Source organism: Modestobacter sp. VKM Ac-2983, from assembly GCF_026967885.1.
Taxonomy (GTDB): Bacteria; Actinomycetota; Actinomycetes; order Mycobacteriales; family Geodermatophilaceae; genus Modestobacter.
On record NZ_JAPVBK010000003.1, the window covers coordinates 616,933 to 636,671 of the forward strand.

16 protein-coding genes and 3 pseudogenes are annotated in these 19,739 nt (G+C 72.9%); 12 read left to right on the forward strand and 7 right to left on the reverse strand.

The features are described 5' to 3' along the window. Positions 1-100 precede the first annotated feature (100 nt). From O2W18_RS14970 to O2W18_RS21775, 4 genes and pseudogenes are all read right to left on the reverse strand, one after another. A pseudogene (locus tag O2W18_RS14970) lies at positions 101-997 on the reverse strand (helix-turn-helix domain-containing protein). A gap of 846 nt (positions 998-1,843) precedes the next feature. After that, positions 1,844-2,191, reverse strand: coding sequence for an integrase core domain-containing protein (locus tag O2W18_RS21765; RefSeq protein WP_442929147.1), 348 nt, complete (start codon positions 2,189-2,191; stop codon positions 1,844-1,846). After that, positions 2,098-2,430 (reverse strand): annotated as a pseudogene (locus O2W18_RS21770) (DDE-type integrase/transposase/recombinase); the annotation flags it as partial. The pseudogene O2W18_RS21770 and the gene O2W18_RS21765, both read right to left, overlap by 94 nt. Positions 2,431-2,612: 182 nt before the next feature. Then, positions 2,613-3,304 (reverse strand): annotated as a pseudogene (locus O2W18_RS21775) (CAP domain-containing protein). On the opposite strand from O2W18_RS21775, the gene O2W18_RS14985 reads away from it, so the two are divergent. Then, positions 3,292-3,612, forward strand: coding sequence for an endonuclease domain-containing protein (locus tag O2W18_RS14985; protein WP_269188269.1), 321 nt, complete (start codon positions 3,292-3,294; stop codon positions 3,610-3,612). The pseudogene O2W18_RS21775 and the gene O2W18_RS14985 overlap by 13 nt on opposite strands. Before the next feature lie 72 nt (positions 3,613-3,684). Here the strand turns inward: O2W18_RS14985 and O2W18_RS14990 are convergent, their stop codons facing one another. Next, positions 3,685-4,554: a CAP domain-containing protein gene (locus tag O2W18_RS14990; RefSeq protein WP_269188270.1), complete on the reverse strand. Its 870-nt coding sequence runs from the start codon at positions 4,552-4,554 to the stop codon at positions 3,685-3,687. A gap of 198 nt (positions 4,555-4,752) precedes the next feature. On the opposite strand from O2W18_RS14990, the gene O2W18_RS14995 reads away from it, so the two are divergent. After that, on the forward strand, positions 4,753-6,084 hold the full coding sequence (locus O2W18_RS14995; protein ID WP_269188271.1) for a hemolysin family protein: 1,332 nt from the start codon (positions 4,753-4,755) through the stop codon (positions 6,082-6,084). 12 nt (positions 6,085-6,096) lie between these two features. On the opposite strand, the gene galE is transcribed toward O2W18_RS14995, so the two are convergent. Beyond that, complete coding sequence (gene galE, locus O2W18_RS15000; protein WP_269188272.1) at positions 6,097-7,053, reverse strand: UDP-glucose 4-epimerase GalE; 957 nt, start codon at positions 7,051-7,053, stop codon at positions 6,097-6,099. A 38-nt stretch (positions 7,054-7,091) separates the two neighbouring features. On the opposite strand from galE, the gene hisC reads away from it, so the two are divergent. The 4 genes from hisC (at position 7,092) to O2W18_RS15020 (ending at position 11,066) form a co-directional block, all read left to right on the forward strand. Then, a complete protein-coding gene (gene hisC, locus O2W18_RS15005; protein ID WP_269188273.1) occupies positions 7,092-8,237 on the forward strand; it encodes a histidinol-phosphate transaminase in 1,146 nt (381 codons plus the stop codon). 27 nt (positions 8,238-8,264) lie between these two features. Then, a complete protein-coding gene (gene trpS, locus O2W18_RS15010; protein WP_442929141.1) occupies positions 8,265-9,290 on the forward strand; it encodes a tryptophan--tRNA ligase in 1,026 nt (341 codons plus the stop codon). Then, positions 9,287-9,877, forward strand: coding sequence for a 2'-5' RNA ligase family protein (locus tag O2W18_RS15015; protein ID WP_269188275.1), 591 nt, complete (start codon positions 9,287-9,289; stop codon positions 9,875-9,877). The genes trpS and O2W18_RS15015 overlap by 4 nt, the downstream gene beginning before the upstream one ends. Before the next feature lie 61 nt (positions 9,878-9,938). Next, on the forward strand, positions 9,939-11,066 hold the full coding sequence (locus tag O2W18_RS15020; protein WP_269188276.1) for a YihY/virulence factor BrkB family protein: 1,128 nt from the start codon (positions 9,939-9,941) through the stop codon (positions 11,064-11,066). Here the strand turns inward: O2W18_RS15020 and O2W18_RS15025 are convergent. Then, positions 10,996-12,300 carry a D-alanyl-D-alanine carboxypeptidase family protein gene (locus tag O2W18_RS15025; RefSeq protein ID WP_269188277.1) on the reverse strand — a complete coding sequence of 435 codons (1,305 nt, stop codon included), beginning with the start codon at positions 12,298-12,300 and terminating at the stop codon, positions 10,996-10,998. The two genes, O2W18_RS15020 and O2W18_RS15025, sit on opposite strands and share 71 nt — an antisense overlap. A 317-nt stretch (positions 12,301-12,617) precedes the next feature. Here O2W18_RS15025 and O2W18_RS15030 point away from each other — a divergent pair, with 317 nt between their 5' ends. The 6 genes from O2W18_RS15030 (at position 12,618) to O2W18_RS15055 (ending at position 19,625) form a co-directional block, all read left to right on the forward strand. Next, positions 12,618-13,679, forward strand: coding sequence for a BMP family lipoprotein (locus O2W18_RS15030; RefSeq protein WP_269188655.1), 1,062 nt, complete (start codon positions 12,618-12,620; stop codon positions 13,677-13,679). A gap of 160 nt (positions 13,680-13,839) precedes the next feature. Further along, entirely contained in the window at positions 13,840-15,399 is a 1,560-nt protein-coding gene (locus O2W18_RS15035; RefSeq protein WP_269188278.1) for an ABC transporter ATP-binding protein, read from the forward strand. Then, positions 15,396-16,652, forward strand: a complete 1,257-nt coding sequence (locus O2W18_RS15040) for an ABC transporter permease (protein WP_269188279.1) — start codon at positions 15,396-15,398, stop codon at positions 16,650-16,652. Before O2W18_RS15035 ends, O2W18_RS15040 begins: the two co-directional genes overlap by 4 nt. Beyond that, a complete protein-coding gene (locus O2W18_RS15045; protein ID WP_269188280.1) occupies positions 16,649-17,929 on the forward strand; it encodes an ABC transporter permease in 1,281 nt (426 codons plus the stop codon). Before O2W18_RS15040 ends, O2W18_RS15045 begins: the two co-directional genes overlap by 4 nt. Beyond that, positions 17,929-18,345 carry a cytidine deaminase gene (locus O2W18_RS15050; RefSeq protein WP_269188281.1) on the forward strand — a complete coding sequence of 139 codons (417 nt, stop codon included), beginning with the start codon at positions 17,929-17,931 and terminating at the stop codon, positions 18,343-18,345. Before O2W18_RS15045 ends, O2W18_RS15050 begins: the two co-directional genes overlap by 1 nt. Then, a complete protein-coding gene (locus O2W18_RS15055; RefSeq protein ID WP_269188282.1) occupies positions 18,342-19,625 on the forward strand; it encodes a thymidine phosphorylase in 1,284 nt (427 codons plus the stop codon). Before O2W18_RS15050 ends, O2W18_RS15055 begins: the two co-directional genes overlap by 4 nt. The last annotated feature ends 114 nt before the right edge of the window (positions 19,626-19,739 follow it).

The window sequence follows — 19,739 nt, forward strand, 5'->3', positions numbered from 1 at the left end:
GATGCCCCTCGCCCCGTAGCGAGGGGCATCCTGCATCAGGAGCGAATTGACCGCAGCTAGCGGCTGCGTCCGCCACGGGCCGCCGGGTCGGTAGCGATGCTCACGCCTGGCTGTGATGTCCAGGCAGGCTGTTGAGTCCGCTGATGGGTGTGCCGGTGATCGCGGAGTGGCGTCGGTGATGGTTGTAGAAGTGCAGCCAGCGGTGCAGGGCTGGTGCGCTCGGTCTCTGAGGCGTAGAAGCAGGCGTAGGCCCAGCTGTCCGCCAGGGTGCGGTGGGAGCGTTCGATCTTGCCAATGCTCTGCTGCCGGTAGGGCCGGGTGCGCTTCGGGCTAATCGCCAGCTCCGCGCAGGCTGCGCGTCAGGCGTGGGACCGGTAGGCAGACCCGTTGTCAGACAGCTCCCGCTCGACGGCGACGCAGCGTTCGGCGAACCGTGTCAGTGGTCGCCTTCAACAGCTCCACTCCACGTCTGGAGGTCCTCTCTCACAGACGCCTAGATCAGATCTTGTAGTCACACGTCCCCGACCAACGTCTCCGGTCAGTACAACTAGCCCTTGCTGGCGGCCGACGAACCGGTGACCACCGCCGTCGGGGATGCGCCCGAACTTGGTGACCTCGACGTGGATCATCGATCCCGGGAGGGAATGTTCGTAGCGACGCACGGGCTCACCGGTCACCCGGTTGATCCGTGACAGGCGGTTTACTCGATAGCGTGCCAGGACGGCGCACCGTGGACGGCGCCAGACCCAGTTGCCCAGCGATCTGCGCGGGCCCGAGCCGGGCGTGCCAGCGCAGGGCGGTGATGGCCCGCTTCATCGGCTCGGAGCTGCGGTCCGGGGACTATGCGGTCGGACTGGAACGGTCGTCCATCCCGGCGCGCCCCTCGGCGCGGTAGCGGGCAGCCCACATTGTGGGCGGTGACCGGCGAGTCCAGGAACGTCTTGGCCGCGACCGTGACCTGCCAGTGATCATCGACGATGAGTGGGGCCAGACGCATCGGGGCGCGCGGGGTCAGGGTGGCCTTAGCGTGGACATGGGGACCTCTGGTATGTGCGGCGGTTCTCGGCAATGCCACTTCACAACCAGAGATCTTCGCCCACCGGCATCTCACGGACGTGTCCGCCAGCATCGTCCTTGGAAATCGGAGCTAGCGGTTGCATCGGACGGCGCGGCCGCTTTAGTATCGAATTGCACGTCCTAGGGAGACCGCAACCGACAGTTTAGTCGTTGCAACATGTCGAAAGGATGGGTAACCGTGAAGAAGATGGCGCGCGCCGTTCTGACTTCCGCAACAGCAGCTGCCTTGGTCGGTGGGGGGACTGCGATAGCATCCCCGGCTCAGGCTGCAGAATGCAGGGTGACACAGTCACTCGGCGCCCCAAGTTTTACGGGGTCGTCGGTAAAGCTGTCTGCTTCTCTGTCCGTCAGCTCTGCGTGCAGCAGTGGCGAGTATTACTACATCAAGTTGCGCAAGCAGGAGAGCTTCGGGTATCAGCCCACCGTAAAGACTGCCGACGCATACGTTTCACCTGGAACAACTTCGCGACTGACCGTTTACTACCCTTGTCAGAGTTCCGGCTCGCAGAACTGGTTCGGCGCGTCGGATCACCAGCCCTACCGAACGGCGACAGTGGAGTATCCCTGCTCCTAGGGCCCTGTCTGCGACGTTAGCGACCGTGGATGGACTTGATATCTGAGGGCCTCCGAGAGGTGCTGACGCGCCAAGGGCGCGCACCAACTCGGAGGCCTTCAGGTGTTGAGGTAGTTCTCGGTCTCGTCTACGGCTGCGTTGAGTGATTCTGAGCCGTCTGACAGCGAATTCCGCTAAGTATCCCGTCCCGGCTCAGTGGAGACTCGGAACTGAGGCGTCCGCGGTGGCCGTCGCGGTGGTGTGCCGGTAGAAGTACTCCTCGTGCTCGGCCGGTGACACGAGCCCGATCTCGCTGTGCAGCCGGCGGTGGTTGAACCAGTCGGTGTATTCAGCGGTGGCGGTCTCGTGGTCGTCGATGTCATTCCAGAGGTCGCGGTTGCGCACCAGTTCGGCCGCGAACAGGGAGTTGAACGCCTCGGCGAGGGCGTTGTCGTGGGAGTCGCCGGTGGAGCCGACCGGGGCGACTGCCCGGCTTCGGCCAGGCGCTGGGCGTAACGCACCGTGACGTGGCGAATTACTTTGTCCGAGTGATGGACCGATCCGCCGAGGTCCCGGGCGGCCCGGCGGCGGGTCCAGAAGCCCATCTCGAGTGCATCGATGGCCAGGTCGGTGCGCAGCGAGCGCGACAGTTGCCAGCCGAACGCCCGGCGGGAGTGCACGTCGGTAATGAACGTGGCGTAGAGCCAGTTGGTGAAGGTCCGGCAGTAGGTGATGTCGGCGATCCACAGCTCGTCTGGGCCGACTGCGGTGAACGCCCGTTCGACCAGGTCCGGCCGCAAATCTGCACTCGATCCCGAGATGGTGGTCGGCGGGCGCTTGGCACGGGTGACGCCCCGCAGCTAGGCCGCGCGGATCAGCCCTTAGAAGGCGCACCGGGCCACCGCATGGCCTTGCCGGTGCAGCTGCGCGGGGACTTTCCGGGCGCCGTAAAACCCGAAGATCTTCCCGTGCACCCGCTCGATCACCGCGGTGGTCGCCGCATCGCGCTGATCGACCGCGCAAAGGGCGGCCGCGACCGGTGCGCGTAGTAGGTGCGCGGGGCGATTCGCAGTTGGGCGCAGCAGGCGCCGAAGAGCTGCGCCCACCACGGGCCGCCGGGGCCCTCGGCCACACCGAACCCCAGTGTCACCAGTCGGCAGTCCAGAATGTTGTGCCGGTGTCCCGGGCTGGCCATCCAGGCGGCCATGACGGCAGCCGCGTCCGGCTGGCCGGACGCGATGTCCTTTGCCCGCGCGTAGCCGATCCTCGCCGCGCGGGCGCGGGCGCGGGCGAGGAAGTCGGGCCCTTCAGAGTTGATGTGGGAGAAGGAGTCGCGGTCCCGCATGTCCGCGCTGTGCGCCGGGCCATCGCGGCCAGTTCGGCGTCCGCGCTGACCGACGCGCAGCCGGCGGCAGCCCTCTCGGCGTTCACCAGCGCCAGCAGCTGCCCCTCGTGCCCGGGCGCCGGCGGTGCGGCTGCCGCTGCTGGCGGCGGGGCGGGTGCCGGTGCGGGTTCGACGGACAACGCGGGAGTGTCGGGCGCCGCCGCGGTGACCGGCGGCGGGGCCGGAGCCCGGGTGGTGACCGTCGGGGCGGGCGGGCGGGCGGGCGGGCGGGCGGGCGGGCGTGGTCGTCGGCGGCGGGACGGCGGTGGTGCTCCCTGTGGTCGGCTCACCTGCGGTGCTGGTCCCCGGAGCAGGGGCAGGGCTGGACGTCGTAGCGCACGGGCTGCCCGCGCCGGTGGCGCAGCACGAGGTGCGCGCCGGTGGGCGCTTCCTGGCCCGCGTCGACTTCGGCTGGCCCGAGCGCCGGGTGGCGCTGGAGTACGACGGGATCTGGCACGACGGACCCGGTCAGTTCGTGCGGGACCGGCAGCGGCTCAGCGCCCTGGCGGCCGCCGGCTGGCGGGTCCTGGTCATCACCGCGGCCGACCTGCACGCCCCGGAGCTGCTGATCGCCCGGCTGCGCGCGGCCCTGCGGTGATCACCTCGGGCTGAGCGCTGCCTCACCCGTGGTCGAGGCAGCCACCAGCCCGTTCTCGGTGAGTGGCGGAGCTCAGGCGCCGAAGAGCTGGGTCCACCACGGGCCGCCGGACCCGGTGGCGACCCCGACCCCCAGGGTGCGCAGGTCGCAGTCGAGGACGTTCGCCCGGTGCCAGGGGCTGGTCATCCAGGCCGCCATCACCGCGGTCGCGTCGGGCTGGCCGGCGGCGATGTTCTCCGCCCGCGCGTGGCCCAGCCCGGCCGCGCGGGCCCGGGCGAAGGGGTCCAGCCCCTCGGGGTCCACGTGGGAGAAGTAGCCGCGGTCCCGCATGTCGGCGCTGTGCGCCCGGGCCACCGTCGCCAGGCCGGCGTCCGCGCTGACCGGGGTGCAGCCGGCGGCGGCCCGCTCGGCGTTCACCAGGGCCAGCACCTGCCCCTCGGGCCCGGGCGCCGCCGGTGCGGCCGCCGCTGCGGCCCGGGGTGCCGCCGCGGCCGGCGGCGGTCCGGGCGCCGGTGCTGCTCCCGCGGGCGGCGCAGGAACCCGGGGCGCAGGCGCGGCTGCCTGCGGCGGAGGCGGCGGAGCGGGGGCCGGGCCCGGAGCAGGGGCAGGGGCAGGACCCGGAGCCGGTGGGGGCGGCGGTGGGACCGCGGTGGTGGTCGCTGCGGTCGGCTCTCCTGCACCGCCGGTCACCGGGGCGGGCGCAGTGCTGGACGGCGCAGGCTCGCTCCGGTCGGCGGGTGGTCCGGCCTCCGCCTGCTGCTCGACGTCCGTGGCGGGCTGCTCGACGTCCGTGGCCTGCGAGGCGTCGTCCAGCCCGGGCAGGAGGCGGCCGCCCAACACGGTGGTCAGGGCCACCGCGGCGACGACGACGGCGACCAGCACGAGTGCCCACAGCGACCGGTGGCGTCCGGCCGAGGACGGCGGGGTGAGGCGGTGCGGCACGTCGGCGTCCTCACGGTGGGTTCAACTCGTTACCCAGGCGAGGGTAGCCGCATGCGGACGGTCACCGTGTCGGTCACGGGCGGGCCTCCGCGGGGGTGGACCTGGCAGGGAGGCGCGGCCCGCCCCTCGGTCCAGCCACTACCGTGGGCGACTCCGGGCGTTCCCGGCACACCCCACATCTGGAGGAGCACGCCGCTCGTGAGCGACGTCTGGCTCAACATCGTCATGGTCTTCGCCTTCGTGCTGGTCGGCGGCGCGTTCTCCGGCGCGGAGATCGCGCTGGTGTCCCTCCGCGAGTCCCAGGTCCGCGCCCTGGCCGAGACCGGCCGGCGCGGGCAGGCGCTGAACAAGCTGCTCGCCGACCCCAACCAGTTCCTCGCCTCCGTCCAGGTCGGCGTCACGCTGGCCGGCTTCTTCTCCGCCGCGTTCGGCGCCAGCACCCTGTCCGGGCCGCTCGGCGACGTCCTGATCGGTTGGGGGGTGCAGCCCGGTGTGGCCGACCCGCTGTCCTTCGTCGCCGTGACGATCGCGATCAGCTACCTGTCCCTGGTCGTCGGCGAACTGACCCCCAAGCGGCTGGCCCTGCAGCGGGCCGAGGGGTTCTCGCTGGTGGTCGCCGCCCCGCTCAACGCCATCGCCAAGCTGTTCCGGCCGATCATCTGGCTGCTGTCGAAGTCCACGAACGTGTTGGTCCGCCTGTTGGGCGGTGATCCCCGGGCGAGCGGTGAGTCGATCAGCCAGGAGGAGCTGCGCGACCTGGTCGCCGCGCACGAGTCGCTGTCCAGCGACGAGCGCCGGCTGATCGACGAGGTGTTCCGGGCCGGGGACCGCGAGGTGCGCGAGGTGATGACCCCCCGCACCGAGGTCCACTTCCTGGAGGCCAGCATGACCGCCAGCCGCGCGGCGAAGCAGGTCGCGGACTCCAACTGGTCGCGCTACCCGGTGGTGGGCCGGAACGAGGACGACGTCGTCGGGTTCGTGCACGTGCGCGACCTGTTCCTGCCCAGCCACCCGGCGGGGCGGGCGGCGACCGTGGGCGACCTGGCCCGCGAGATCAAGCAGCTGCCGGGCACTGCCGGCGTGCTCACCGCCCTGTCCGGGATGCGCAAGGAGAACCGGCACTTCGCGATCGTGGTCGACGAGTACGGCGGCACCGACGGCATCGTCACCCTGGAGGACCTCATCGAGGAGGTCATCGGCGACATCTACGACGAGTACGACGAGGACGTCGCGCCCGAGTCCGAGGAGCCGGCCGAGGGGCCGCACGAGGTCGACGGGCTGTTCAACCTGGACGACTTCGCCGGGGCGACGGGGCTGCAGCTGCCGGAGGGCCCGTACGAGACGGTCGCCGGTTACGTGCTCGCCGAGCTGGGGCGCCTGCCGGTGGTCGGGGACACCGTGACGGTCGAGGAGCGGACCCTGACGGTGCTCGAGCTCGACGGACGGCGGATCGCCCGGATCAGCGTCAGCGCCGCCCCGCAGCAGGACGGCGACGCCGCCGACAGGGCCGCGGAGTCCACCGCAGGCTGACGGCCGGCGTCCTCAGGCCCGGCTGTTCGTGAACGCCCAGGCGTCGGCGACGATCTCGCCGAGGTCGGTGTGCTGCGGTGCCCAGCCGAGCTCGTCCTGGATCCGGGCGGAGCTGGCCACCAGCCGGGCCGGGTCGCCGGGACGGCGGTCGCCGACGACGACCGGCAGCTCGTGCCCGGTGACCTCCCGGACCGCGTCGACCATCTGCTGCACGGAGAAGCCGGTACCGCTGCCCAGGTTGTAGACCCGGTGCTCGCCCGGCGCCGGGGCCGGCAGCGCCAGCAGGTGGGCCGCGGCGAGGTCCTTGACGTGCACGTAGTCGCGGATGCAGGTGCCGTCGGGGGTCGGGTAGTCCGAGCCGTACACGGTGAGCGCCTCGCGGGTGCCCGAGGCGACCTGCAGCGCGATCGGGATCAGGTGGGTCTCGGTGGCGTGCCGCTCGCCGACGCCGTAGGCCGCGCCGCCGACGTTGAAGTACCGCAGGCTGATCGCGGCGAACGAGTGGGCCACCGCGTAGGAGGTCAGCATGGTGTCGACGGCGAGCTTGCTGGCGCCGTAGGTGTTGGTCGGCCGGGTCGGGGCGTCCTCGCGGATCGGCACCTCGTCGGGCTCGCCGTAGGTGGCCGCGGTCGAGGAGAAGACGATCCGCCGGCAGTCGACCGCGCGCATCGCCTCCAGCAGCGCCAGCGAGCCGCCGACGTTGGAGTGCCAGTAGACCTCGGGCTCGACCTGGCTCTGCCCGACCAGGCTCTTGGCCGCGAAGTGCAGCACCGCCTCGGGGCGCACGTCGGCCAGCACGGGCGCGGAGTCGTGCAGCGACGCCCGGACGAACCGGGCACCCGCGGGGACGGCGTCCTCGTGGCCGGTCGACAGGTCGTCGAGCACCGTGACCTCGTGGCCGGCCTCCAGCAGGGCCGCCGTGACTACGCTGCCGATGTAGCCGGCCCCACCGGTGACGAGTACGCGCATGCGCCCAACCCTAGTGAGTCGCCCGGAGGAGCTCCGGCGTGACCGAGGAGGAGGATCCCGTGGTCAGCGCCCGCCCTGCCGTGGCCGCCATGCCGGTCTACCGACCCGGCCGCAACCCCGCCGACCTGGCCCGCGAGATCGGTGTCGACCGCGCCGTGAAGCTGGCCAGCAACGAGGTCGCCTTCCCGCCGCTGCCGGCCGTCGTCCAGGCGATCGCCGCGACGGCGGGGGAGACGAACCGGTACCCCGACAACGGCGCCGTCGTCCTCACCCGGGCCCTGGCCGAGCGGTACGGCGTCGAGCCGGCGCAGGTGGCCACCGGCTGCGGCGCCGTCACCGTCTGCCAGCAGCTGGCCCAGGCGTACAACGACCCGGGCTCGAGCATCGCGTTCGCCTGGCGCTCCTTCGAGATGTACCCACTGCTCGCCCAGGTCGCCGGGGCGCGGGCCCAGCAGGTGCCGCTCGTCCCGGGCACCCCCGGCGGGGCCGCGGACACCCACGACCTGGACGGGCTGGCCGCGGCGATCGACGACACGACCCGGGTGGTCTTCGTCTGCAACCCGAACAACCCGACCGGGACGGCGGTGCGGCGCCCCGAGCTCGAGCGCTTCCTGGACGCCGTCCCGGCCCAGACGCTGGTCGTGCTGGACGAGGCTTACCGGGAGTTCGTCACCGACCCCGACGTCCCCGACGGGGTCGAGCTGATGCGCGGGCGGCCCAACGTCGCCGTGCTGCGGACGTTCTCCAAGGCCTGGGGCCTGGCCGGCCTGCGGGTGGGCTACCTGCTCGCCGAGGACCCGGCCGTGGCCGACGCCGTCCGCCGCACCCAGGTGCCGTTCAGCGTCTCCTCCCTCGCCCAGGCCGCGGCGGTCGCGGCACTGGCCAGCGAGCCGGAGGTGCGCGAGCGCTGTGCCGCCGTCGTCACCGAGCGCGCCCGGCTCACCGACGCGCTGCGCGGACGCGGCCTGCCGGTGGCCGACAGCCAGGCCAACTTCGTCTGGCTGCCGCTGGGGGAGCGCACCGTCGAGGTCGCCGCCGCGCTGGAGGCGCGCGCGGTGATCACCCGGCCGTTCGCCGGTGAGGGGATCCGGGTGACCGTCGGTACCCCCGAGGAGGACGACGTCTTCCTCGGCGCGCTGGACGACGTCCTGACCAGCGCACCGGCGGGTGCTGCCGGAGCCTGAGCGAGCCCTGCTGGGGCGCGTGGTTCGATGGAGGACGTGCCTGCTCCCCGCGTGCTGTCCGGCATCCAGCCGACGGCGGACTCCTTCCACCTCGGCAACTTCCTGGGGGCACTGCGGCAGTGGGTCGCCCTGCAGGACGACCACGAGGCCTTCTACTGCGTCGTCGACCTGCACGCGATCACTGCGGAGCAGCCCGACCCGGAGCTGCTGCGTTCGCGCACGCTGGCTTCAGCGGCGCAGCTGCTCGCGCTCGGGGTCGACCCGGACCGCAGCGCGCTGTTCGTGCAGAGCCACGTGCCCGAGCACGCGCAGCTGGCCTGGGTGCTCCAGTGCCTGACCGGCTTCGGTGAGGCCAGTCGGATGACCCAGTTCAAGGACAAGAGCTCCCGCGAGGGGGCCGGGACGACGTCGGTGGGGCTCTTCACCTACCCGGTGCTCCAGGCCGCCGACATCCTGCTGTACCAGGCTGCCCGGGTGCCGGTGGGTGAGGACCAGCGCCAGCACCTGGAGCTGACCCGCGACCTGGCCACCCGGTTCAACGGCCGGTACGGCGACACCTTCGCCCTGCCCGAGGCCTACGTGCCGCCAGGGGCGGCGAAGGTGCTGGACCTCCAGTCGCCGGACAAGAAGATGAGCAAGAGCCTCCCGCCGGCCGGCTGCATCAACCTCCTGGACGACCCGAAGGTGACGGCGAAGCGGATCCGCTCGGCGGTCACCGACACCGGCCGCGAGGTCGTGGCCGACCCGGTGGGGAAGCCCGGGGTGACGAACCTGCTGGCCATCCACTCGGCGCTGTCCGGGCAGAGCGTGGCGCAGCTGGAGGAGCACTTCGCCGGCCGCGGCTACGGCGACCTGAAGAAGGAGGTCGCCGAGGTCGTGACCGACGCCCTGGCCCCGGTCCAGCAGCGCACCGCCGAGCTCCTGGCCGACCCCGCCGAGCTCGAGCGCGTGCTCGCCGCCGGGGCGGCCCGGGCTCGTGCGGTCGCGGCCCCGACGCTGGCCACGGTCTACGAGCGGGTCGGCTTCCTCCCCGCCGTCGGGGCACCGACGTGAGGGACCGGCCGCTCCGGGCCGACGACACCTTCGTGCACCGGCCCGGCGCCGCGACGTCGCCGGACACCGCCGTCCTCGGCGTCGTGGTGTCGGTCCCCGAGCCGTGGGCGCAGCTGCTGGTGGAGTGGCGGGGCAAGTGCGGTGACCCCCAGGCCACGCTCGTGCCCCCGCACGTGACGCTGCTGCCGCCCACCGAGGTGCCGATCGGCTCCCGGCCGGCGATCGCCGAGCACCTCGCCCGGGTGGCCGCCCAGCACCCCCCGTTCGACATGCACCTGTCCGGCACGGGCACCTTCCGCCCGATCTCGGAAGTGGTCTTCATGGCGGTCGCGCAGGGCATCGGTGACTGCGAACTGATCGCGACCGACGTCCGGACCGGGCCGCTGGCCCGGCCGTTGAGCTTCCCGTACCACCCGCACGTCACCGTGGCCCACGACGTGCCGGCCGACATGCTGGACATGGCCTACGCCGGCCTGGCCGAGGTGCACGCGGAGTTCCGGGTCGACGGCTTCACCGAGTTCGAGCAGCTGCCCAGCGGGGCGTGGGCCGTCTCCCGCGAGTACCCGCTCACCGGCCCGCAGCACTGACCCGGGGCCGCGTCGGGCCGCTGCTGCGCGGGGCCGCGGAGGAGCGCCCAGACTGGCCACGATGACCAACCCCGTGACCCGTGCGGCCGGGGCGGCGGGCGGGTTCCTGCGCCGCCAGCGGGCCCGGCGCTCCTGGCTGGACCACCTGGTCCGTGCCGGCGGGCGCTACGTCCGGGTGCACGCCACCCTGATGGCCTCCGGGGTCACCTACTACGTCTTCCTCGCGCTGGCGCCGGTGACCCTGCTGCTCGTCGCGGTCGCCGGCTTCGTCCTGCGTGGCGACCCGCTGCTGCAGGACGAGCTCCTCGACGCCCTCCGGGACGCCGTGCCGGGGGAGACCGGGGACAGCCTGGCGCAGACCGTCACCACGGCCGTCGAGAGCGCCACCACGTTCGGCCTGCTGGGGCTGCTCGGCGTGGTGTTCATCGGGCTGGCCGCGATGGACAAGCTGCGCATCGGCATGGACATCGTCTGGCGGGGCCGGGCCGACCCGCCGGAGTTGGTGGCCGACCGGGCGCGGGACCTCGTCTCACTGTTCGGGCTCGGCGTCGCAGGCGCCCTCAGCATCGCGCTCACCGCCGGCGCGACCAGCGTCGCCGACCAGGTGCTCGGGCTCACCGAGGTCGACGAGGTGCCCGGCTTCTTCCTGGTCGGCCGCGCGTTGCCGATCGTGCTGGCCGTGGCCGGGGCCACCCTGCTGTTCCTGTGGCTGCTCAAGGGCGTGCCGGGCACCCCCTTCGGCTACCGGCAGGTGCTGCCCGGCGCCGTCTTCGGTGCCGTGGGCTTCGAGGCGCTGAAGCTGGTCGGCGGCCTCTACCTGGCGGTCATCGGCGGCAACGTGACCGCCTCGACCTTCGGTGGCCTGGTCGGGCTGATCGTCTGGATCAACGTGGTGTGCCGGTTCGCCTTCTTCACCGCGTGCTGGACGGCGACCCTCCCCGCGATCGAGCACGCAGACACCCAGGTGCCGCACGGCCCGGCCGGGCCGACGCCGCTGCCGGAGGTGGCGCGGGTCGACGAACGCGCCGCGAGCCCGGCCGCGGGTCGGCTCGCCCTCGGCCTGCTCGCGGTCGGGGCGCTCGCCGGTGCGGCCGGGAGCCGGCTGCTGCCCCGGCTCGTCAGCCGCCGCGGGGACCGGGGGCGGCCTCGGGCCGAGCGTCCCGGAGCACCGCCCGACGGCGGCCGATGACCGTGGCCGCCACGATCACCAGCGCGCCGGCGGCCAGCCCGGCGGGCACGAAGGGGGAGGTGTCCGTCGCGGAGCCGGGAGCTGCCACGGCGGCCGTGCCGGCCGGCTCGGCGACGGTCGTGGCCTCGGCGGCCGTCGACGCCGTCTTCTCGGCGGCCATCTGCTCGGCGACCTCCGCGGCCTCCATCTCAGCGGCGACCTCGCCCGGCTCGACCAGCCGGCCGACGCCCTCGGCGCCGGCGGGGACGGCGAAACCCCAGTCCAGCAGCCGCCGGGCCTGCTCCAGCTCGTGGACCGGGCGGCGCTCGGCCTGCATGACGCTGACCACCAGGCGCCGGCCGTCGCGTTCGGCGGCGACGACGAAGGTGTGCCGGGCCGCGTCGGTGAACCCCGTCTTGCCGCCGAGGGTGCCCGGGTAGTCGCTCAGCAGGGTGTTCTGGTTCTGGATCTGGTAACCCTCGTAGCCCGCGACGGTCGGCATCTGCGCGACGCGGGTCTGCAGGACGTCCAGGCTGTAGGGGTCGGTGACCAGCTGGCGCAGGATCAGCGCGAGGTCGTAGGGCGAGGACGACTGCCCGGCGACGTCCAGCCCGGAGGGCGTGCCCGCCACGGTGTCGTACGCGCCCAGCTGCGCGGCGGTCTCGTTCATCGCGGCGAGGGCCGTGTCCACCCCGCCTGCGGCCCGGGCGAGGGCGTTGGCCACGTCGTTGCCCGACTGCATGACCAGGGCGCGGAAGAGCAGGTCGACCGGGTACTGGCCGCCGCGCACCAGGCCCACCCGGCTGCCCTCGATCGCCTCGTCCTCGACGGTGCCCTCGACGACCAGTGCGGGGTCCAGGGTCGGCGCGAGGGTGAGCAGGGTCAGCGCCTTGAGCGTGCTGGCCGGGTAGTAGCGGCCGTGCGGGTCACGGGCCCCCAGCACCGCACCGGTGCCGGCGTCGGCGACCAGCCAGCCGCGGGCGTCGATGCCCTCGGGGAGCGGAGGTGCACCGGGCGCGGTCACCTGGCCGCGGGTGTCCAGCCGCTCACCGCCGACGGTGCTGCCGTCGGGGGCGCTGCCCTGGGGTGGCCCGTTCGGGTGCGGGCTGGTCGGGGTCGGGGCCGCCGGGTCGACGGTGGGCCGGGAGTTCTCGGCCAGGGCCGGGTCGGCGGGGGCCAGCAGGACCCCGATCACCAACAGCCCGGCCACGAGCAGCACGGCGGGCAGCCGGCGCAACGGCAGGGGTCGGCGCATGCCCGACGCTAACCCGCAGGGGCCTGCTTGATCGAACAGCGGGCGGTCCACGGTGTGCCGGAGGTCTCCCGGGGGGCACCTCGTGTGTGCCGGGTGTTGCCCGTTGGCAACGATCGGGTCTCTATCCGTTCGCCTGGGGGTCTCCGGCGCCTCAGCCGCGGTTAGCGTGCCCACGTCGCCGTCGGAACCGCCTCGTACCTGTGAGTTCGTACGTGTGAGCCGGACGGCGGAGCAGGCCTGGAACACACCGCACCGGGGTTCCCCGTCCGACCACTGGTCGGAGGAGCCCTCTCAGAGAGGAGACCGTCTTGCGCCGAGTGCGTGGGATGAAGGCCGCAGCTCTGCTGCTGGCCGGCAGCATGGCCCTGGCGGCCTGCGCCAGTGACGAGACCGACACCGGTTCCGCTGACGGCGGCGGCAGCGCCGGCGGCGAGGAGCTGATGGTCGGGCTCGCCTACGACACCGGCGGTCGCGGCGACAAGTCGTTCAACGACTCGGCTTACGCCGGTGTCGAAGCGGCGGTCGAGCAGCTCGGTGGCGACGTCTCGGAGGACATCCAGGAACTGTCGCCCAACGACGACGGTTCCGACCGCGCCGAGCTGCTCACCCAGCTGGCCGAGCAGGGCTACGACCCGGTGATCGGGGTGGGCTTCGCCTACGGCGAGATCATCGGCGACATCGCCGCCGAGTACCCGGAGACCACCTTCGCCGTCGTCGACTCGTCGGTGGCCGAGATGGGCGCCGAGAACCTGACCGGCCTGCTCTTCGCCGAGGAGGAGGGGTCCTTCCTCGCCGGTGCGGCTGCGGCGCTGAAGACCAACACCGACCACATCGGCTTCGTCGGCGGCGTCGAGAACCCGCTGATCCAGAAGTTCGAGGCCGGCTACGTGGCCGGTGCCCGGGCGGTGAACCCGGACATCGTCATCGACACCCAGTACATCTCCCCGGCCGGTGACTTCTCCGGCTTCGGCGACCCGGCCCGCGGTCAGATCGTCGCCCAGGGCATGTTCGACGCCGGCGCCGACATCGTCTACCACGCCGCGGGCGGCTCCGGCCAGGGCGTCTTCGAGGCCGCTGCCGACTCCGGTGGCCGCGCGATCGGCGTCGACTCCGACCAGTACGAGACGGTCGGTGACCCGGCCCTGCAGGCGGTGATCATGACGTCGATGCTGAAGCGGGTCGACAACGCGGTGGAGTCGTTCATCACCGACTACTCCGAGGGCGCTGTCGAGGGCGGCCAGGACATCGTCAACGACCTGTCGACCGAGGGCGTCGGCCTGTCCACCTCCGGTGGGCAGATCGACGACATCCAGACCCAGATCGAGGACTTCCGGCAGCAGATCATCGACGGCGAGATCGAGGTCCCGACGATCCCGTGACGCGCTCGTCCTGAGCAGCACGGACGCGGCGGGCCCGGGGGCGGTACACGCTCCCGGGCCCGCCGTTTTCCGTGTGTACCGTCTCCGCGTCGGACCGGACGTCGTCCGACGCGCTCACGACCGGAAGACCTCCGGTCACAGCCCCGGTCCAGCGCCCACCATGGAGATCCCGTTGAACGAGTCGGCACCACTGGCGGTCGAGCTGCGCGGCATCACCAAGCGCTTCCCCGGCGTCGTGGCCAACAAGGACATCGAGCTGCGCGTCCGGCGCGGTGAGGTGCACGCCATCGTGGGGGAGAACGGCGCGGGCAAGTCCACGCTGATGAAGACCCTGTACGGCATGCACCGCCCGGACGAGGGCCAGATCCTGCTCGACGGGAAGCCGGCGACCTTCCGGAGCCCGGCGGACGCGATCGACGCGGGGATCGGGATGGTCCACCAGCACTTCATGCTGGCCGACAACTTCACCGTGCTGGAGAACGTCGTCCTCGGCAGCGAGCCGACCAAGGGCGGCCGGCTGGACCGCGGCGCGGCCCGTAGCCGGATCCAGGAGATCTCCGACAGCTACGCACTGGGCCTGGACCCGGACAGCCTGGTCGAGGACCTCGGCGTCGGCGACCGGCAGCGCGTGGAGATCGCGAAGGTCCTCTACCGGGGCGCCACCACGCTGATCCTCGACGAGCCGACCGCCGTCCTGGTCCCGCAGGAGGTGGACGAGCTGTTCGGCAACCTCGCCGAGCTCAAGCGCGAGGGCCTCACCGTCATCTTCATCTCGCACAAGCTCGACGAGGTGCGCAAGGTGGCCGACTCGATCACGGTCATCCGCCGGGGCACCACCGTCGGCACCGCCGACCCGCGGACGACGAGCGCCAAGGAGCTGGCGGAGATGATGGTCGGCGCCGAACTGCCCGTCGCGGCGACGCGCGAGTCCACGGTGCGCGAGGGCCCCGTCCTCCGGATGCGCGGGGTCAGCGTCACCGCCGTCGCCGGTGGCCGGTCGGTCGTCGACGACGTGAGCCTCACGGTGCGCGAGGGGGAGGTCGTCGGCATCGCCGGGGTCGAGGGCAACGGCCAGGCCGAGCTCGTCGACGCGATCATGGGCCTGCGGCCGCTGGCTGCCGGTGAGCTCCGGCTCGGCGACGAGGACATCGCGCAGTGGAGCACCCGCCGACGCCGCGAGGGCGGCATCGGCTTCGTCCCGGAGGACCGGCACCGGCAGGGGATGCTGCTGGACGCGCCGCTGTGGGAGAACCGGATCCTCGGACACCAGACCCGGCCGCCGGCGGTCAAGGGCTTCTTCATCGATCGGCGGGCGGCCCGGGCGGACACCGCCCGGATCATGCGCGAGTACGACGTCCGGGCACCGGGGCCGGACACCGCGGCGGTGGCGCTCTCCGGGGGCAACCAGCAGAAGCTGATCGTCGGTCGGGAGATGAGCGCGCACCCGCGACTGCTGGTCGCCGCCCACCCGACCCGCGGTGTCGACGTCGGCGCCCAGGCCGGCATCTGGGAGCTGCTCAAGGACGCCCGCGCGGAGGGGATGGGGATCCTGTTGGTCTCGGCCGACCTGGACGAGCTGATCAGCCTGTCCGACACGCTGCACGTCATGCTCCGCGGCGCACTGGTCGCGACGCTGGACCCGAGACGGGTCACCCCGGAGGAGCTCGGTGGGCACATGACCGGCGCCGCGCGCGGCGACGACTCGGCGGGTGCGGCGTGACCGGCCTCCGCCGGCTGGGCCTGTCGCTCATGGCCCCGGCCATCGCCGTGGTGGTGGCGCTGGCCCTGTCCGCGGCCGTCATCGCGCTGATCGGCCAGAACCCGGCCACCGCGGTCCGGGTCATGTTCGACTTCGGTGACTCGCCCGCCCAGCAGACCCAGGCGATCGTGGTGGTGCTCAACCGTGCGGTGCCGCTCTTCCTGGCCGGGCTGGCGGTCTCGGTGGCCTTCCGGATGGGCCTGTTCAACATCGGCGTCGAGGGCCAGTACCGGATCGCCACGGTGCTGGCCGCCGGCGCCGGTGCGGCGGTGGCCCTGCCCGGGCCGCTGCACCTGCTGCTCATCATCGTCGTCGCGATGGTGGTCGGGGCCTTCTGGGCGGGCATCGTCGCCGTGCTGAAGGTGACCCGGGGCGTGAGCGAGGTGATCAGCTCGATCATGCTGAACTTCATCGCCCTGGGGTTGGCGTCCTACCTGCTCACCGGGCCGCTGCGCGGGTCGCCCGAGGGCGCCTCGATCATCACCACGAGCCCGATCCCCGAGTCCGGCTGGTTCCCCGGTCTGAACGGCGTGCTCACCGGGCTGGGGCTGGCGGAACCGCGCTCGGAGCTCTACGGCTTCCTGGTCGTCGCCGTGGTGGTCGGCGTCGCCGTGGCCGTGCTGGTCAAGCGCACCCGGTTCGGCTTCGACCTGCGGGCCACCGGGATGTCGCCGTCCGCGGCCACCGCGAGCGGGGTGGACGCCCGCCGGATGGTGCTCAAGGCGATGCTCATCTCCGGCGCCATCGCCGGCCTGATCGGCATGCCCGACCTGCTCGGCGACGCACGGAGCTACAACACCGAGTTCACCGCGGGCCTGGGCTTCCTGGGCATCGCCGTGGCCCTGCTCGGCCGGAACTCCCCGCTGGGGATCGCCTTCGGGGCGCTGCTGTTCGCCTTCCTCGACCGGGCCGCGATCCCGTTGCAGTTCGCCGACATCCCGGCCTCGGTCGTCACGATCATCCAGGGCACGATCGTGCTCGCCGTCGTCATCGCCAACGAGATCGCCCGCCGGGTGACCCGGCAGCAGGCCGAGCGCGGCAGCGCCGTCGCGCCGCCCGCCACCGGTGACGGCAGCACCGGCGGCGAGCAGGGGCCCGGCGACGGGCCGCCACCGGACGTCGGTCCCACGACCGGCACCGGCACCGGCGTCGGGGTCCGAAACGCGAGCGGTGAACCCGGCCGCACCGACAGCCGTCAGGGAGCAGGAGCATGAGCACCGCGACCGCCGTACCCGGAGCCGGCACCAGCCGTGGGCCGGTGACCGAGCTGTTCCTCGGCGGTGGCCGGGCGCGCCGGGTGACCTGGCTGCTGGTCGGGCTGCTGGTGCTGTTCTCCGTCGTGCGGGTGATCTCGGGGCAGCAGGCGCTGACGTCGTCGTCCACCTTCGGTGCGGCACTGCTGCTCGCCGTCCCGCTCCTGCTGGTCGCCCTCGGCGGCCTGTTCGCCGAGCGTGCGGGCGTGGTCAACATCGGCCTCGAGGGCATGATGATCCTGGGCACCTGGGGAGCCGGCTGGGCCGGCTACCAGTGGGGCTGGGTCGGCGCGCTGGTCGGTGGGGCGATCTGCGGTGCGCTCGGCGGTCTGCTGCACGCCGTCGCCACCGTCACCTTCGGCGTCGACCACGTCGTCTCCGGCGTGGCGATCAACATCCTGGCCGCCGGCGTCGTCCGCTTCCTCTCCGAGCTGCTCTACACCGACAACCCCGCCGGGGGCGGCGTCACCCAGTCGCCGTCGCTGTCCAGCCGCCCGCCGAGCTTCTCCCTGCCGGTGCTCTCCTCCGGCCCCGACCTGCTCGGTGACCTGGAGTCCCGGCACTGGTTCCTGATCAGCGACCTCGCCGGCCTGCTCCGCGGGGTGAGCAGTGGGGTCGGCGTGCTGACCGTGCTGGCCGTGCTGATGGTCCCGGCGGCCTACCTGGTGCTCTGGCGGACGGCGTTCGGCCTGCGGCTGCGGTCCTGCGGGGAGAACCCGGCGGCGGCGGACTCCCTGGGCGTCCCGGTCTACCGGCTCAAGTACATCGCGGTGATCATCTCCGGCATGCTGGCCGGCCTGGGCGGGGTCTTCCTGGTCTTCATCGCCAACATCTACCGCGAGGGGCAGACCAACGGCCGCGGGTTCATCGGCCTGGCCGCGCTCATCTTCGGCAACTGGCGCCCCGGCGGCCTGGCCGCCGGTGCGGGCCTGTTCGGCTTCGCCGATGCCCTGCAGCTGCGCAGCCAGACCGCGGTGGTGGCGTTGCTGCTGCTGGTGGCGATCCTGCTCGCCGGGGTCGCCGTGTGGCAGCTCTTCCGTGGCAGGCGGATGCAGGCGGTCATCGCGGCGGCCTTCGCGGCCGCCACGCTCGCCGCCTTCCTGACCATCGAGGAGCTGCCCGACGGCATCGTCTCCTTCACCCCGCACCTGACCACGCTGCTGGTCCTGTCGCTGGCCTCGCAACGGCTGCGGCCGCCGAAGGCCGACGGGCTGGTCTACCGACGAGGAGAGCACTAGTGGACGTCGACTGGGAAGCGCTGCGGACGTCCGCCCGGGAGGCGATGACGCACGCGTACGCCCCCTACTCGCAGTTCCCGGTGGGGGTGGCCGGCCTGGTCGACGACGGCCGGGTGGTCACCGGGTGCAACGTGGAGAACGCCTCCTACGGGCTCGGCCTGTGCGCCGAGTGCGGCATGGTCAGCGACCTGGCCCGCTCCGGCGGTGGGCGGCTGGTCGCGGTCGCCTGCGTGGGGGGCGACGGTCAGCCGCTGATGCCCTGCGGTCGCTGCCGGCAGCTGCTGTGGGAGCACGGGGGAGCCGAGATGCTCATCGAGACGGTCTCGCTGGGGATCGTGCCGATGCGCGACGTGCTGCCGGACGCCTTCGGTCCCGAGGACCTGGTGGCCGCGGCGGGACGGGGGCAGGGGGCATGACGCAGCCGTTCGACGCCATCGACGTCATCCGGGCCAAGCGGGACGGGCGGGTGCTCACCCCGGAGCAGATCCGCTGGGTGGTCGGGGCCTACACCGACCGGGTGGTGCCCGACGAGCAGATGAGCGCCCTGCTCATGGCCGTCTTCTTCCAGGGCATGTCCGCGGACGAGCTGGCGGCCTGGACGCAGGCGATGATCGACTCCGGCGTCCGCAAGGACCTCTCCTCGCTGGGCCGACCGACCGCGGACAAGCACTCCACCGGCGGTGTCGGCGACAAGATCACCCTGCCGCTGGCGCCGTTGGTCGCCGCCTGCGGGGTCGCCGTTCCGCAGCTGTCCGGCCGCGGGCTCGGGCACACCGGCGGCACCCTGGACAAGCTCGAGGCGATCCCCGGGTGGCGGGCCGACGTCGGTGAGGAGGCCTACCTGGCGCAGCTCCGGGACGTCGGCGCGGTCATCTGCGCCGCGGGCTCGGACCTCGCACCGGCGGACAAGGTGCTCTACGCCCTCCGGGACGTCACCGGCACCGTCGAGTCGATCCCGCTGATCGCCAGCTCGATCATGAGCAAGAAGATCGCTGAGGGTGCCGACGCGCTGGTGCTGGACGTGAAGACCGGGTCCGGTGCGTTCATGCGCGACCCGGCCGACGCCCGCACCCTGGCCCGCACCATGGTCGGGCTCGGCGAGGCGGCCGGCGTGCGCACCGTGGCGCTGGTGACGGCGATGGACCGGCCGCTGGGCCGGGCCGCCGGCAACGCCGTCGAGGTGGCCGAGGCGGTCGAGGTGCTGGCCGGGGGTGGCCCGGCCGACGTCGTCGAGCTGACCCTCGCCCTGGCGCGGGAGATGCTCGCCGGCGTGGGACGGGACGACGTCGACCCCGCCGACGCCCTCGCGGACGGCCGGGCGATGGACGTCTGGCGCCGGATGATCGCCGCCCAGGGCGGCGACCCCGACGCCGCGCTGCCGCAGCCGGCCGAGCGGCACGTGGTGACCGCGCCGGCGACCGGCACGCTCACCCGGCTGGACGCCTACGGGCTCGGTGTGGCGGCGTGGCGGCTGGGTGCCGGCCGGGCCCGCAAGGAGGACCCGGTGTCGGCCGCGGCCGGCGTCGTCTGGACCGCCGGGGTGGGGGAGCGGGTGACCGCCGGGCAGCCGCTGCTGGAGCTCCAGACCGACGACGCCGCCCGCATCCCGCGCGCCCTGGAGGCCCTGGAAAGCGCGATCGGCGTCGACACCACCGACGAGCCGCTCCCGCTCGTCCTCGACCGCATCACCGCCTGAGCCCACCGGCTGCGTCCGTGATCATGGAGCTGGCGTGGGGACGCGCCGCCGGGGATCGGCGAGTCGTCCCGCCGGCTCCATGATCGTCGGGGGAGGGGTGGCGCGGCAGCACAG

Bases quoted from the DNA above. Each gene is read 5' to 3' on its own strand.
- galE (WP_269188272.1), bottom strand. From the start codon at position 7,053: ATGCGCGTACTCGTCACCGGTGGGGCCGGCTACATCGGCAGCGTAGTC.
- trpS (WP_442929141.1), top strand. From the start codon at position 8,265: ATGGAGGACGTGCCTGCTCCCCGCGTGCTGTCCGGCATCCAGCCGACG.
- O2W18_RS15020 (WP_269188276.1), top strand. From the start codon at position 9,939: ATGACCAACCCCGTGACCCGTGCGGCCGGGGCGGCGGGCGGGTTCCTG.
- O2W18_RS15025 (WP_269188277.1), bottom strand. From the start codon at position 12,300: ATGCGCCGACCCCTGCCGTTGCGCCGGCTGCCCGCCGTGCTGCTCGTG.
- O2W18_RS15035 (WP_269188278.1), top strand. From the start codon at position 13,840: ATGGAGATCCCGTTGAACGAGTCGGCACCACTGGCGGTCGAGCTGCGC.
- O2W18_RS15045 (WP_269188280.1), top strand. From the start codon at position 16,649: ATGAGCACCGCGACCGCCGTACCCGGAGCCGGCACCAGCCGTGGGCCG.
- O2W18_RS15055 (WP_269188282.1), top strand. From the start codon at position 18,342: ATGACGCAGCCGTTCGACGCCATCGACGTCATCCGGGCCAAGCGGGAC.